At 37.8% G+C, this 13,264-nt stretch carries 15 protein-coding genes; 13 read left to right on the top strand and 2 right to left on the bottom strand.

Features of this window, described 5'->3' with window-relative positions:
* Positions 1-284 precede the first annotated feature (284 nt).
* Positions 285-1,148 carry a helix-turn-helix domain-containing protein gene (locus tag SK629_RS04895; protein ID WP_042900841.1) on the bottom strand — a complete coding sequence of 288 codons (864 nt, stop codon included), beginning with the start codon at positions 1,146-1,148 and terminating at the stop codon, positions 285-287.
* Between the two features lie 183 nt (positions 1,149-1,331).
* Here SK629_RS04895 and SK629_RS13000 point away from each other — a divergent pair, with 183 nt between their 5' ends.
* The 6 genes from SK629_RS13000 to SK629_RS04865 all read left to right on the top strand — a co-directional run bounded on the left by SK629_RS13000 (position 1,332) and on the right by SK629_RS04865 (position 6,425).
* Positions 1,332-1,505: a PhrA family quorum-sensing system peptide gene (locus SK629_RS13000; protein ID WP_042900840.1), complete on the top strand. Its 174-nt coding sequence runs from the start codon at positions 1,332-1,334 to the stop codon at positions 1,503-1,505.
* Complete coding sequence (gene cbpC / locus SK629_RS04885) at positions 1,502-2,521, top strand: choline-binding protein CbpC (RefSeq protein WP_042900839.1); 1,020 nt, start codon at positions 1,502-1,504, stop codon at positions 2,519-2,521. Before SK629_RS13000 ends, cbpC begins: the two co-directional genes overlap by 4 nt.
* 312 nt (positions 2,522-2,833) lie before the next feature.
* A complete protein-coding gene (gla, locus tag SK629_RS04880) occupies positions 2,834-3,739 on the top strand; it encodes an aquaglyceroporin Gla (protein ID WP_042900838.1) in 906 nt (301 codons plus the stop codon).
* A gap of 123 nt (positions 3,740-3,862) precedes the next feature.
* Positions 3,863-4,588: a CppA N-terminal domain-containing protein gene (locus tag SK629_RS04875; RefSeq protein ID WP_042900837.1), complete on the top strand. Its 726-nt coding sequence runs from the start codon at positions 3,863-3,865 to the stop codon at positions 4,586-4,588.
* Complete coding sequence (locus tag SK629_RS04870) at positions 4,585-5,520, top strand: serine hydrolase domain-containing protein (protein ID WP_042900836.1); 936 nt, start codon at positions 4,585-4,587, stop codon at positions 5,518-5,520. The genes SK629_RS04875 and SK629_RS04870 overlap by 4 nt, the downstream gene beginning before the upstream one ends.
* Before the next feature lie 8 nt (positions 5,521-5,528).
* Positions 5,529-6,425, top strand: a complete 897-nt coding sequence (locus SK629_RS04865; protein ID WP_042900835.1) for a DMT family transporter — start codon at positions 5,529-5,531, stop codon at positions 6,423-6,425.
* A 239-nt stretch (positions 6,426-6,664) separates the two neighbouring features.
* Here the strand turns inward: SK629_RS04865 and SK629_RS04860 are convergent, their stop codons facing one another.
* Positions 6,665-7,363 (bottom strand): GntR family transcriptional regulator, encoded by a 699-nt coding sequence (locus SK629_RS04860; RefSeq protein WP_042900834.1) that lies wholly within the window; start codon positions 7,361-7,363, stop codon positions 6,665-6,667.
* 140 nt (positions 7,364-7,503) lie between these two features.
* Between SK629_RS04860 and guaA the strand changes: the two genes are divergently transcribed.
* The 7 genes from guaA to SK629_RS04820 all read left to right on the top strand — a co-directional run bounded on the left by guaA (position 7,504) and on the right by SK629_RS04820 (position 13,258).
* The gene (gene guaA, locus SK629_RS04855; protein WP_000065712.1) at positions 7,504-9,066 is read left to right on the top strand and encodes a glutamine-hydrolyzing GMP synthase; all 1,563 of its coding nucleotides are present in this window, start codon (positions 7,504-7,506) and stop codon (positions 9,064-9,066) included.
* 242 nt (positions 9,067-9,308) lie between these two features.
* Positions 9,309-10,595: a peptidase U32 family protein gene (locus tag SK629_RS04850; protein ID WP_042900832.1), complete on the top strand. Its 1,287-nt coding sequence runs from the start codon at positions 9,309-9,311 to the stop codon at positions 10,593-10,595.
* A gap of 14 nt (positions 10,596-10,609) precedes the next feature.
* Complete coding sequence (locus SK629_RS04845) at positions 10,610-10,921, top strand: CHY zinc finger protein (protein WP_042900831.1); 312 nt, start codon at positions 10,610-10,612, stop codon at positions 10,919-10,921.
* Between the two features lie 346 nt (positions 10,922-11,267).
* The gene (locus tag SK629_RS04835) at positions 11,268-11,468 is read left to right on the top strand and encodes a F0F1 ATP synthase subunit C (RefSeq protein ID WP_001054559.1); all 201 of its coding nucleotides are present in this window, start codon (positions 11,268-11,270) and stop codon (positions 11,466-11,468) included.
* A gap of 32 nt (positions 11,469-11,500) precedes the next feature.
* Positions 11,501-12,214 (top strand): F0F1 ATP synthase subunit A, encoded by a 714-nt coding sequence (gene atpB, locus SK629_RS04830; RefSeq protein ID WP_042900829.1) that lies wholly within the window; start codon positions 11,501-11,503, stop codon positions 12,212-12,214.
* A 13-nt stretch (positions 12,215-12,227) separates the two neighbouring features.
* Complete coding sequence (atpF, locus tag SK629_RS04825) at positions 12,228-12,722, top strand: F0F1 ATP synthase subunit B (RefSeq protein ID WP_000558550.1); 495 nt, start codon at positions 12,228-12,230, stop codon at positions 12,720-12,722.
* The gene (locus SK629_RS04820; protein ID WP_000359034.1) at positions 12,722-13,258 is read left to right on the top strand and encodes a F0F1 ATP synthase subunit delta; all 537 of its coding nucleotides are present in this window, start codon (positions 12,722-12,724) and stop codon (positions 13,256-13,258) included. The genes atpF and SK629_RS04820 overlap by 1 nt, the downstream gene beginning before the upstream one ends.
* Positions 13,259-13,264: the final 6 nt, after the last annotated feature.

The raw sequence follows: 13,264 nt of genomic DNA, 5'->3' as shown, positions 1-13,264 counted from the left end.
AATAACTTTCTTAATCCTTTTGTTTTGTCTGATAAAAAATAAGAGCATCCTAACAAAGTAGCTATCATAAGATTCGCTTGGAAATTATAGTGAACTGAATCTGAAGTAGTAGACTGTAGTTCCTAAAGCATTGTTGGAACTTAGTTTGAGTTTCCTAATCAATTTGTTTAGTTTTTTAAATTATGTGACTATTAGTCACATAATAATAAGACTGATAGTATTAATTTCACTATCAGCCTTACAGGTTATTTAACGTTTCAGAAAAACTATAATATCAAGATTAACTAAACAGTATCTAATTCTTTCAAATAATTTTCTATCTTCATCAACATTAAAGGATTGTTATAAATCTTACATAACTCTCTTGCTTCTATATAATAATTTTTGACTTGTTCTTTGTCTAGAAATTTGGCTCCAGCATTTCCTACAAGAATAAGTAGAGGAGCCAGTTGGTAGCTTGTCTGTCTTTGTTTACAGAGTTCAATCGTCTCAAGAGCTTCTTGGATGGCTTCATTATATTTTTCATTTGATACTAGGTAGTGAGCGTAGTTGTAACGAACTCTGATGTAGCCAAATAAAAACTCTTGATGCTCAAAATTTTTTGTCTGATATAACTCCATTAAATGAAAGTAGTTTGCTTCATAATCTTCTTCACGACCAACAAGGGAATAGAAGTTAGATAGAGTATTCAATGCCTTTAAATAAATCAGAGTATCTGAGGAGACTTTTAATAATATATTTTCCAATGAAGAAATTGCCTCACACTTACTGTCATATTGATAGAAGTCAATAATAGCTTTAATCCATTCAAGGTAAGTTCGGTCTTCTAGTGTTAGAAAAGTACTTCGTTCAATCTCTATTCTATAAATATATTCCAAATTGTCATAATTTCTATCATTTAATAGTCGAGCAGATAATTGCTTGAAATTAGAGAGGTTAGATTTAATTTCAATTTGTTCATTAAAAAAATAATCTAATGGCACTTCGAGTCGTTGTGAGAGTTTGAACAAAAGGTCTGCGGAGGGAATGAAATGCCCTCTCTCAATTTTACTAATCTGGCTTTGTTCACAAATTCCTTCTGCAAGAGTTTGTTGAGATAGACCTAACTCTTTTCTCTTTACTCTGAATTTCTCAGCGAGTATATTCATAAAAAATATTATTCCTTTCTACTTAACTTAATTATATTTCTTTTAGTTAAAAATAGCAAATTTGTAATAAAAAATGTTTATGTGTAATTAATATAAAAAAAAGTCAAAATAAATATAAAAATTTGACTGATTTTCATATGTGTGTTAGAATTAAGCAGAAAGAAAGGAGGTTCACAATATAAGATGAGGAGAAATCGTGGAATTAAAAAAATAGTTATATTTGTATTACTAAGTGTTCTTGCATTTGGCAATACAATTCCCTATCAACAGTTTGTTCAGAAGAATAGACAAATGGTAAAGTTTATAATTTCGCTTCATCTGGTGAGTGGATCTAATATTGGAGGAATATATAAATGAAACTTTTGAAAAAAACTATGCAAGTTGGGCTAACAGCACTTTTCTTTGGTTTGCTAACTACAAATACTGTATTTGCGAATACCACAGGTGGCCGATTTGTTGATAAGGATAATAGAAAATATTATGTAAAAGATGATCATAAAGCAATCTATTGGCATAAAATAGACGGTAAAACTTACTATTTTGGTGATAAAGGAGAAATGGTAGTTGGATGGCAATACTTAGAAATTCCTGGAACCGGTTATCGTGATGATTTATTTGATAATCGTCCAGTCTTCGAAATTGGCCTTCAGGAGAAGTGGTACTATTTTGGACAAGATGGTGCTTTGCTAGAACAAACAGATAAACAAGTACTAGAGGCAAAAACGTCTGAAAATACAGGAAAAGTATACGGTGAACAATATCCTCTATCTGCTGAAAAGAGAACTTATTATTTTGATAATCATTATGCTGTAAAGACAGGCTGGATTTATGAAGACGGCAATTGGTATTATTTAAATAAGCTAGGAAATTTTGGCGATGATTCTTACAATCCACTACCAATTGGTGAAGTTGCTAAGGGTTGGACTCAAGATTTTCATGTTACTATTGACATTGATAGAAGCAAACCTGCTCCATGGTACTACTTGGATCCAAAAACTGGAATCATGCAAACTGGTTGGGCCAATGTTGGTAATAAATGGTACTATCTCCGTTCATCAGGAGCGATGGCGACTAGCTGGTATCAAGATGGTTCAATGTGGTATTATCTAGATGCTCAAAACGGTGATATGAAGACAGGTTGGGTCAATGTTGGTAATAAATGGTACTATCTTCGATCATCAGGTGCAATGTCCACAGGTTGGGTGAAAGATGGTTCAATATGGTACTATCTAAATGCAAGTAATGGAGATATGAAAACAGGCTGGTTCCAAATCAATGGTAAATGGTACTATGCGTATGGTTCAGGTGCTCTAGCTGTTAATACCTCAGTAGATGGTTACTACGTAAACTATAATGGTGAGTGGGTTAAGTAACGAATGCTAATCGTAACTGTAGTTGATACTTAACTTAGTAAAAAGGGCTTTTTTCTACCATTTGTCAACTCTATCAATTTTTAAGAATTAAATGAGTCAAGACAGTAGCTATTCAGTATGTTTATCTACTGTAGTAGGTTGAAGAAAAGCTAAGAATGAGAAAGGACGAATTTCGTCCTTTCTTTATTATGTGACTAATAGTCACATAATAAAACCGCTTTCTCATATAATCTTTTTGAAAACCTGTTGCTAAAAGAAATAAAAATTGATAGAATAAGGATTGTCTAAAAAATTTTAAGGAGAATCTATCAAATGGATTTCACATGGGCAATTAAATATGCCACTGAATTTTTGGCTACTGCTCTTTTGATCATTCTTGGAAATGGTGCAGTTGCCAACGTTGAACTTAAAGGTACGAAAGGTCACCAAAGTGGCTGGATCGTTATCGCTGTTGGTTACGGTATGGGGGTTATGATTCCTGCCTTGATGTTTGGTAACGTATCTGGAAACCACATCAACCCAGCCTTCACTCTTGGACTTGCAGTAAGCGGTCTCTTCCCTTGGGCACAAGTTGCGCCTTACATCATTGCACAAGTTTTGGGTGCTATCTTTGGTCAAGCCTTGGTTGTGGCAACACACCGCCCATACTACTTGAAAACTGAAAATCCAAACAACATCTTGGGTACTTTCTCAACAATTTCAAGTTTGGATAATGGTACAAAAGAATCACGTTTTGCAGCAACTGTTAATGGTTTTGTAAACGAGTTTATCGGTTCATTTGTTCTTTTCTTTGCAGCCCTTGGTTTGACTAAAAACTTCTTTGGTGCTGAATTAGTATCAAAAGCACAAGCGGCTATTAATGCTCAAGTTACACAAGCAACTACTCAAGGTCAAACTATTCCTCAAGAACAAGTAACAGCAGCACTTGACCAAGCTAAAGAACAAGTAGCACCATTTATGACATCTGGTCTTGGAATTGCTCACTTGGCACTTGGTTTCCTCGTTATGGCCTTGGTAACATCACTTGGTGGACCTACAGGACCTGCCTTGAACCCTGCGCGTGACTTTGGCCCACGCCTCCTTCATGCTTTCCTTCCAAAATCAGTTCTTGGTGAGCACAAAGGGGATTCAAAATGGTGGTATTCTTGGGTACCAGTAGTAGCACCTATTGCAGCAGCAATTGCAGCAGTAGCTATCTTCAAATTCCTTTACCTATAAGAAATTGAAACCGAGGAAAGCCTCGGTTTTTTAGATGAAATTTTTACGAAAATCGGTAAATTTGAGCATAATATCTTGTAAAAAATTCTAAAATCCTTTAAAATAAAAGAGTTGGAGGAATTTATGAATGTAAATCAAATTGTACGGATTATTCCTACTTTAAAAGTTAATAATAGAAAATTAAATGAAACATTTTATATTGAAACCCTTGGTATGAAGGCCTTGTTAGAAGAATCAGCCTTTCTATCACTAGGGGATCAAACAGGCCTCGAAAAGCTGGTTTTAGAAGAAGCTCCCAGCATGCGTACTCGTAAGGTAGAGGGGAGAAAAAAGCTGGCTAGATTGATCGTCAAGGTGGAAAATCCCTTGGAAATCGAAGGACTCTTATCTAAAACGAATTCGATTCATAAATTATATAAGGGGCAGAATGGATACGCTTTTGAAATTTACTCTCCAGAAGATGATTTGATTTTGATTCATGCGGAAGATGATAGAGCAAGTCTAGTAGAAGTAGGAGAAGAACCTGAATTTCAAACAGATTTGGAATCAATTTCTTTAAGTAAATTTGAGATTTCTATGGAATTACATCTCCCAACTGATATTGAAAGTTTCTTGAAAGTATCTGAAGTTGGGGCTTCACTTGATTTTATCCCAGCTCAGGGGCAGGATTTGACTGTGGATAATACGGTTACCTGGGACTTATCTATGCTCAAGTTCTTGGTCAATGAATTAGATATAGCAAGTCTGCGCCAGAAATTTGAGTCTACCGAATATTTTATTCCTAAGTCTGAAAAATTCTTCCTTGGTAAAGATAGAAATAATGTTGAATTGTGGTTTGAAGAAGTATGAAGTGGACCAAGATTATTAAAAAAATAGAAGAACAAATCGAGGCAGGGATTTATCCCGGAGCCTCTTTTGCGTATTTTAAGGACAATCAATGGACGGAGTTCTATTTAGGCCAGAGTAATCCAGAACATGGCTTGGATACTGAGGCAGGACTAGTTTATGACCTAGCCAGTGTCAGCAAGGTTGTTGGGGTTGGCACCATTTTTACCTTCTTGTGGGAAAACGGTCAATTAGATATTGACAGACCAGTAACCGATTTTTTACCTGAAAGTGATTATCCAGATATCACTATTCGTCAACTCTTGACTCACGCAACAGATCTTGATCCTTTTATTCCTAACCGTGATCTTTTAACAGCTTCAGAATTAAAGGAAGCCATGTTTCATCTCAACAGACGAAGTCAGCCAGCCTTTCTTTATTCGGATGTCCATTTTTTGCTGTTGGGCTTTATTTTGGAAAGAATCTTCGATCAAGACTTGGATGTGATTATACAGGAGCAAGTCTGGAAACCTTGGGGAATGAATGAAACCCAGTTTGGGCCTGTTGAGTATGCTGTTCCAACGGTTAGAGGTGTAGAGGCAGGTCTAGTACATGATCCCAAGGCTCGTCTCTTGGGCAGACATGCTGGTAGTGCTGGTTTGTTTTCGACTGTAAAGGATTTACAAATCTTTTTGCAGCACTATTTAGAGGACGATTTTGCTAGAGATTTGAGTCAAAATTTTTCTCCTTTGGATGACAAGGAACGTTCTTTGGCATGGAATTTAGAAGGAGATTGGCTAGACCATACGGGCTATACAGGTACCTTTATCATGTGGAATCGTCAGAAGCAAGAAGCGGTCATTTTCCTATCGAATCGTACCTATGAAAAGGATGAGAGGGCTCAATGGATTGTAGATCGTAATCAAGTGATGGACTTGATTCGTAAAGAAGAGTAAGGAGAGACATGTCAAACAGTTTAAAAGGGACTCTATTAACAGTTGTGGCTGGGATTGCTTGGGGCTTGTCAGGAACGAGTGGCCAATACCTGATGGCACATGGAATTTCATCTCTGGTTTTAACTAACTTACGACTTTTAATTGCCGGTGGAATTCTCATGCTCTTAGCTTATGCTACTGCAAGGGATAAAATGCTGGCCTTTTTAAAGGATAGAAAGAGTTTGCTGTCTCTTCTTATTTTTGCTCTGATTGGTCTCTTTCTCAACCAATTTGCCTATCTAACTGCTATTCAGGAAACCAATGCAGGTACCGCAACAGTGCTTCAATATGTTTGTCCTGTAGGGATTTTGATTTATAGCTGTATCAAGGATAAGGTGGCGCCGACTCTGGCAGAGATTGTTTCTATCATATTAGCCATTGGAGGGACCTTCCTGATCGCCACTCATGGGCAGTTGGACCAGTTATCTATGACACCTGCAGGTCTGTTCTGGGGACTCTTTTCTGCTCTGACTTACGCACTTTATATCATTTTGCCCATAGCCTTGATTAAGAAGTGGGGAAGCAGTTTGGTCATTGGTGTGGGAATGGTCATAGCAGGTTTGGTCGCCCTTCCTTTTACAGGAGTTCTACAGGCCGATATTCCGACTAGTCTTGATTTTCTCCTTGCGTTTGCAGGCATTATCCTTATCGGGACTGTCTTTGCCTATATAGCCTTTTTAAAAGGAGCAAGTCTGATTGGACCGGTTAAGTCAAGTTTATTGGCTTCAATTGAACCAATCTCGGCGGTTTTCTTTGCCTTTCTAATCATGAATGAACAATTTTATCCCATTGATTTTCTTGGCATGGCAATGATTTTAATTGCAGTAACTCTGATTTCTTTGAAAGATTTACTCTTAGAAAAATAAAAAAAGACTCTTTGTCCGTGACAGAGAGTTTTTGCGTAGTATTTTATACTCAATGAAAATCAAAGAGCAAACTAGGAAACTAGCCGCAGGTTGCTCAAAGCACTGCTTTGAGGTTGTAGATAGAACTGACGAAGTCAGCTCAAAACACTGTTTTGAGGTTGCAGATGAAACTGACGAAGTCAGTAACATATATACGGCAAGACGACGTTGACACGGTTTGAAGAGATTTTCGAAGAGTATTAATTGTTTTCAAGATAAAATTCAAAACGTTCGCCTACATACTGACTTTTTACGTATTCAAATGCAGTTCCATCTTCTAGGTAGGAAACCTGAGTCAGCCCAAGAATAGCGTGTCCTTTTTCAACCTCTAAGTAGTGGGCAATTTTTTCCTTAGCAAGACGAGCATAAATAGTCTGCTGTGATTTACCAATACGATAGCCGTGTTTTTGCAAGGTTTGGAAGAAATGACTGGTGATTTCTTCTTTTTTAAACTTTTTAATGAATTTTTCAGGAATAGAAGCAACCTCATAAACCAGAGGAATTTGGTCAGCATAGCGTACCCGCTCCATTCGGATAATATTCTCCGTTGGAGAAATTCCTAGCTTGGCAACTTCCTGCTCATTAGGAATAGTTTTTCTGTAGGAAATGAGCTGGCTAGAGGGTACTTTACCTTGGGACTTAACAATTTCAGTAAAACTGGTTGTCCCTCGCATCTTTTCTTGTACCCGAGTACTGGATACAAAGGTACCGCTTCCAACTCTGCGCTCCAGAACACCTTCTTCAACTAATAGAGATACGGCTTGGCGGAGGGTCATGCGACTGACCGCAAACTGCTCTGCTAAATCTCTTTCACTGGGAAGCCTCTCCCCAATAGCCCAACGATGATCGTCAATATCCTTTTTAATCTGATCATGGATTTTCATATAAGCTGGTAGCATGTTTTCACTTCATTTCTATCTTTTCTCTATTGTACCCCAATAAACTAGAAAAAGTCAATCTTCGCCTTGTTTAGTTGGTAATTCGCCCTTATTTGTGATAGAATATTGGAAAAAGATATTTCTTTTGAGAAAGGAAAAAGATGAGCAACATTTCAACTGATTTGCAAGATGTAGAAAAAATCATCGTATTGGATTATGGTAGCCAATACAACCAGCTGATTTCACGCCGTATCCGTGAGATTGGTGTTTTTTCAGAACTAAAGAGCCATAAAATTTCAGCTGCTGAAGTTCGTGAAATCAATCCTGTAGGAATCATCCTTTCAGGTGGTCCAAACTCTGTATATGAAGATGGTTCATTCGATATTGACCCAGAAATCTTCGAACTCGGAATTCCTATTTTGGGAATTTGTTACGGTATGCAGTTGTTGACCCATAAACTTGGAGGAAAAGTTGTCCCTGCAGGTGACGCTGGAAATCGTGAATACGGTCAATCAACTCTTACACACACACCATCAGCTCTTTTTGAATCAACACCTGATGAACAGACTGTTTTGATGAGCCATGGTGATGCGGTTACTGAAATTCCTGCTGACTTTGTTCGTACAGGTACATCAGCTGACTGCCCATACGCAGCCATCGAAAACCCAGATAAACACATTTACGGTATCCAATTCCACCCAGAAGTTCGTCATTCTGTATACGGTAATGACATCCTTCGTAACTTTGCCCTTAACATCTGTAAAGCTAAAGGAGACTGGTCAATGGATAACTTCATCGACATGCAGATCCAAAAAATCCGTGAGACTGTCGGTGATAAACGTGTCCTTCTTGGTTTATCAGGTGGAGTTGACTCATCTGTCGTTGGAGTTCTTCTCCAAAAGGCTATTGGCGATCAATTAATCTGTATCTTCGTGGATCATGGTCTTCTTCGTAAAGGAGAAGCGGACCAAGTTATGGACATGCTTGGTGGTAAGTTTGGTTTGAATATTGTCAAAGCAGATGCTGCTAAACGTTTCCTTGACAAACTTGCTGGCGTTTCTGACCCAGAACAAAAACGTAAAATCATCGGTAACGAATTTGTCTATGTCTTTGATGACGAAGCAAGTAAGCTCAAAGATGTGAAATTCCTTGCTCAAGGTACCTTGTATACAGACGTAATTGAGTCTGGTACGGATACTGCTCAGACTATCAAGTCACACCACAACGTGGGTGGTCTTCCAGAAGACATGCAGTTTGAATTGATTGAACCACTCAACACTCTTTATAAAGACGAAGTTCGTGCCCTTGGTACAGAGCTTGGTATGCCAGACCATATCGTATGGCGCCAACCATTCCCAGGACCAGGTCTTGCTATCCGTGTTATGGGTGAAATCACTGAAGAAAAGCTAGAAACAGTTCGTGAGTCAGACGCTATCCTCCGTGAAGAAATTGCTAAAGCTGGCCTTGACCGTGACATCTGGCAATACTTTACTGTTAACACAGGCGTTCGTTCAGTTGGTGTTATGGGTGACGGTCGTACATATGACTACACGATTGCAATCCGTGCTATTACCTCTATCGATGGCATGACTGCTGACTTTGCCAAAATTCCTTGGGAAGTCCTTCAAAAAATCTCGGTACGTATCGTAAACGAAGTAGACCATGTTAACCGTATCGTCTACGATATCACAAGTAAACCACCTGCAACCGTTGAGTGGGAATAGTCATTTAAGGGCTCATTTATGTATTTTCACTAGCCAGTATCTTTGGATACTGGTTTTTACTTTTCTAGACTTTTTGACTATCTGTTAAAACTGGGTTAATTTTCGACAGTTTATCAGTCATGATGCACAGCTTAAAAGATTAGAATTGTCAAAACAATCCGGCTAGGCTTGATTTTATCCTTTATTTACTATAAAATGAGAAGGAAAAACGTCAAACTTTTATATTGCAAATAGGAGAAAATATGATAAAAATATTAAAACGTCCTGAGGTTTTATCACCTGCAGGGACTTTAGAGAAGCTAAAAGTAGCTGTTCAGTATGGGGCAGATGCTGTCTTTATCGGTGGTCAGGCCTATGGTCTTCGTAGCCGTGCTGGAAACTTTACCTTTGAACAGATGGAAGAAGGAGTCCAGTTTGCTGCCAAATACGGAGCTAAGGTCTATGTAGCTGCTAACATGGTTATGCACGAAGGGAACGAAGAGGGAGCTGGTGAGTGGTTCCGTAAACTGCGTGATATCGGTATTGCAGCAGTTATCGTATCTGACCCAGCCTTGATTATGATTGCAGCGACTGAAGCACCAGGTCTTGAAATTCACCTCTCTACCCAAGCAAGTGCCACTAACTATGAAACACTTGAGTTCTGGAAAGAACTGGGTTTAACACGTGTTGTTTTGGCGCGTGAGGTTTCAATGGAAGAATTAGCTGAAATTCGCAAACGTACAGACGTTGAGATTGAAGCTTTTGTTCACGGAGCCATGTGTATTTCTTACTCTGGTCGTTGTACTCTTTCAAACCACATGAGTATGCGTGATGCTAACCGTGGTGGTTGCTCTCAGTCTTGCCGTTGGAAGTATGATCTTTACGATATGCCATTCGGGAAAGAACGTAAGAGCTTGAAGGGCGAAATTCCAGAAGAATTTTCAATGTCAGCCGTTGACATGTCTATGATTGACCATATCCCAGATATGATTGAAAATGGTGTGGACAGTCTTAAGATTGAAGGACGTATGAAGTCTATTCACTACGTATCAACAGTAACCAACTGCTACAAGGCGGCTGTTGATGCCTATCTTGAAAGTCCTGAAAAGTTTGAAGCTATCAAACAAGACTTGGTGGACGAAATGTGGAAGGTTGCTCAACGTGAATTGGCAACAGGTTTCTACTACGGTACACCATCTGAAAATGAGCAGTTGTTTGGTGCTCGCCGTAAAATTCCTGAGTACAAGTTTGTCGCTGAAGTGGTTTCTTATGATGATGCGACACAAACAGCAACTATTCGTCAACGTAACGTCATTAATGAAGGAGACCAAGTAGAGTTTTATGGACCAGGTTTCCGTCATTTTGAAACGTATATCGAAGATTTACATGATGCCAAAGGAAATAAGATCGATCGCGCTCCAAATCCAATGGAACTGTTGACTATTAAGGTGCCTCAACCTGTTCAAGCAGGAGACATGGTTCGCGCCCTCAAAGAGGGTCTCATCAATCTTTATAAGGAAGATGGAACCAGCGTCACAGTACGTGCTTAAGAAAGGAAAAGGAAATGATAGAGGCACAGGGTTTCTTAGTGGATAAGCAAACAAGATGTATTCATTACCATAGCAAGCTTGATATTATTGCTTTACAATGCTATGACTGTAAAAAGTACTATGCTTGTTATCAGTGTCATGATTCATTAGAAAATCACCCTTTTGAACCGTATCCCTTATCTTTGATACAGGATAAGCCTATTTTATGTGGTGTTTGTTTAAAACTACTAACATATAAGCAATATAAAGAAAGCTTAAGTTGCCCCTTTTGTTTTTCTCGCTTTAATCCAGGTTGCCAAAATCATAAGGAACGCTATTTTAAATAGCCAATCATCTAGTTTTGAAGGAGCCGAAGACACAACTCCAAGAGGAAATGAAGTAAATATTCCTATAATAAACCGTATAGTATCAAGTTTTTCAATACTTTATACTATACAGTTTTTTGATTTTCAAGCCTTTTTGCCCAGCATCTTTGCAGTATTTTTCAGAAAGACCTAGATAATGGTTGGATTTATTACAAGTTTTTTACAAAGTTTTCTATATAATAGACTCAAAAAATGTAAAATTGTAAATAATTTTCATTAAACGCTTTCAACGTTATAAAAAAGTTGACAAATCCAATTTTTAGGACTAAACTAAGTAAGTAAATTTTAATTAAAAGGAGAATTCGTCATGAATTTAACATTTTTCGGTCTATGTCTTGCCTGTATGGGTGTATCTCTTGGTGAGGGTATGTTGATGAATGGTTTGTTGAAATCAGTAGCTCGCCAACCAGATATTATCGCTGAGTTTCGTAGTTTGATGTTTTTAGGGGTTGCCTTTATTGAAGGAACTTTCTTCGTAACTCTTGTCTTCTCATTTATTATTAAATAACGAAATATAAATTGGAGAAGGGAGAATGTTAGATGGAAGAAAGTATCAATCCAACCATCAATATTGGTCCTGTTACCTTTGATTTAACTTTGACAGCCTTGACTTTGCTGTCTGTGTTTCTGATTTTTGCATTTATCTATTGGGCAAGTCGTAATATGACCTTGAAACCCAAAGGTAAACAAAATGTACTAGAGTATCTCTATGATTTTGTAATTGGATTTACAGAACCTAACCTTGGTTCCCACTACGTGAAAGATTACTCACTCTTTTACTTATGTTTATTTCTTTTTATGGTCATCGCCAATAACCTTGGTTTGATGGCTAAAATTCAAACAACAGATGGAACAAACCTTTGGACATCGCCAACTGCAAATCTTTCATTTGACCTTGTCTTGTCTTTCTGTATTATTGTGATGGCGCACATTGAGGGGATTCGTCGTCGTGGGATTAAACAATACCTCAAAGGTTTTGTAACTCCGGCATTTATGACACCGATGAATCTACTTGAAGAGGTCACGAATTTCCTTTCTCTGGCTTTGCGGATTTTTGGGAATATCTTTGCAGGTGAAGTAATGACAAGCTTGCTTCTCTTACTTTCACATCAGGCTATTTTTTGGTATCCAATCGCGTTTGGGACAAACTTAGTTTGGACTGCATTTTCCGTGTTCATTTCTTGTGTACAGGCCTATGTCTTTACACTATTATCCTCTATGTACCTAGGAAATAAAATTAATGATGAAGAGTAGAAAGGAGTAACTGATGCACGTAACAGTAGGTGAATTAATTGGTAATTTTATTTTAATCGCTGGCTCTTTTATCCTTTTGCTAGTCTTGATTAAAAAATTTGCATGGTCTAATATTACAAGCATTTTCGAAGAAAGAGCTGAAAAAATTGCTTCAGATATTGACAGAGCCGAAGAAGCACGTCAAAAAGCGGAAGTATTGGCTCAAAAACGCGAAGATGAATTGGCTGGTAGCCGTAAAGAAGCTAAGACAATCATTGAGAATGCGAAAGAAACAGCTGAGAAAAGTAAGGCTAGTATTTTAGCAGATGCTAAACTAGAAGCAGGACGCTTAAAAGAAAAAGCAAACCAAGAAATTGCTCAAAACAAAGCTGAAGCTTTACAAAGCGTTAAGGGTGAGGTTGCAGATTTGACAATCAGCTTGGCTGGTAAAATCATCTCACAAAACCTTGACGGTCATGCCCATAAAGAACTCATTGATCAGTATATCGATCAGCTAGGAGAAGCTTAATGGACAAGAAAACAGTAAAGGTAATTGAAAAATACAGCATGCCTTTTGTCCAATTGGTACTTGAAAAAGGAGAAGAAGACCGTATCTTTTCAGACTTGACTCAAATCAAGCAAGTTGCTGAAGAAACAGGTTTACCTTCTTTTTTAAAAAAAGTGGCAGTAGACGAGTCTGACAAGGAAAAAACGATTGCTTTCTTCCAAGACTCTGTGTCACCTTTATTGCAAAACTTGATCCAGGTTCTAGCATACAATCACAGAGCAAATCTTTTTTATGATGTGCTTGTAGATTGCTTGAACCGACTTGAAAAAGAAACAAATCGATTTGAAGTGACGATTACGTCTGCTCATCCTCTAACTGATGAACAGAAGAGTCGCTTGCTCCCTTTGATTGAGAAAAAAATGTCTCTGAAAGTAAGGAGTGTAAAAGAACAAATCGATGAAAGTCTCATTGGTGGTTTTGTCATTTTTGCCAATCACAAGACAATTGATGTGAGTATTAAACAACAACTTAAAGTTGTTAAAGAAAATTTGAAATAGAAAGTG

It is taken from the genome of Streptococcus mitis (assembly GCF_000722695.1).
Taxonomy (GTDB): Bacteria; Bacillota; Bacilli; order Lactobacillales; family Streptococcaceae; genus Streptococcus; species Streptococcus mitis_O.
Note: the sequence above shows the minus strand (reverse complement) of the source record. Positions and strands in the feature narration are given on the sequence as shown.

Excerpts from the sequence above, each read along its gene's own strand:
- SK629_RS04820 (WP_000359034.1), top strand. The coding sequence starts at position 12,722 with ATGGACAAGAAAACAGTAAAGGTAATTGAAAAATACAGCATGCCTTTT.
- SK629_RS04860 (WP_042900834.1), bottom strand. The coding sequence starts at position 7,363 with ATGCTACCAGCTTATATGAAAATCCATGATCAGATTAAAAAGGATATT.
- cbpC (WP_042900839.1), top strand. The coding sequence starts at position 1,502 with ATGAAACTTTTGAAAAAAACTATGCAAGTTGGGCTAACAGCACTTTTC.
- SK629_RS04845 (WP_042900831.1), top strand. The coding sequence starts at position 10,610 with ATGATAGAGGCACAGGGTTTCTTAGTGGATAAGCAAACAAGATGTATT.
- SK629_RS04895 (WP_042900841.1), bottom strand. The coding sequence starts at position 1,148 with ATGAATATACTCGCTGAGAAATTCAGAGTAAAGAGAAAAGAGTTAGGT.
- SK629_RS04865 (WP_042900835.1), top strand. The coding sequence starts at position 5,529 with ATGTCAAACAGTTTAAAAGGGACTCTATTAACAGTTGTGGCTGGGATT.
- SK629_RS13000 (WP_042900840.1), top strand. The coding sequence starts at position 1,332 with ATGAGGAGAAATCGTGGAATTAAAAAAATAGTTATATTTGTATTACTA.
- SK629_RS04850 (WP_042900832.1), top strand. The coding sequence starts at position 9,309 with ATGATAAAAATATTAAAACGTCCTGAGGTTTTATCACCTGCAGGGACT.
- atpB (WP_042900829.1), top strand. The coding sequence starts at position 11,501 with ATGGAAGAAAGTATCAATCCAACCATCAATATTGGTCCTGTTACCTTT.
- SK629_RS04875 (WP_042900837.1), top strand. The coding sequence starts at position 3,863 with ATGAATGTAAATCAAATTGTACGGATTATTCCTACTTTAAAAGTTAAT.
- gla (WP_042900838.1), top strand. The coding sequence starts at position 2,834 with ATGGATTTCACATGGGCAATTAAATATGCCACTGAATTTTTGGCTACT.
- atpF (WP_000558550.1), top strand. The coding sequence starts at position 12,228 with ATGCACGTAACAGTAGGTGAATTAATTGGTAATTTTATTTTAATCGCT.
- SK629_RS04870 (WP_042900836.1), top strand. The coding sequence starts at position 4,585 with ATGAAGTGGACCAAGATTATTAAAAAAATAGAAGAACAAATCGAGGCA.
- SK629_RS04835 (WP_001054559.1), top strand. The coding sequence starts at position 11,268 with ATGAATTTAACATTTTTCGGTCTATGTCTTGCCTGTATGGGTGTATCT.
- guaA (WP_000065712.1), top strand. The coding sequence starts at position 7,504 with ATGAGCAACATTTCAACTGATTTGCAAGATGTAGAAAAAATCATCGTA.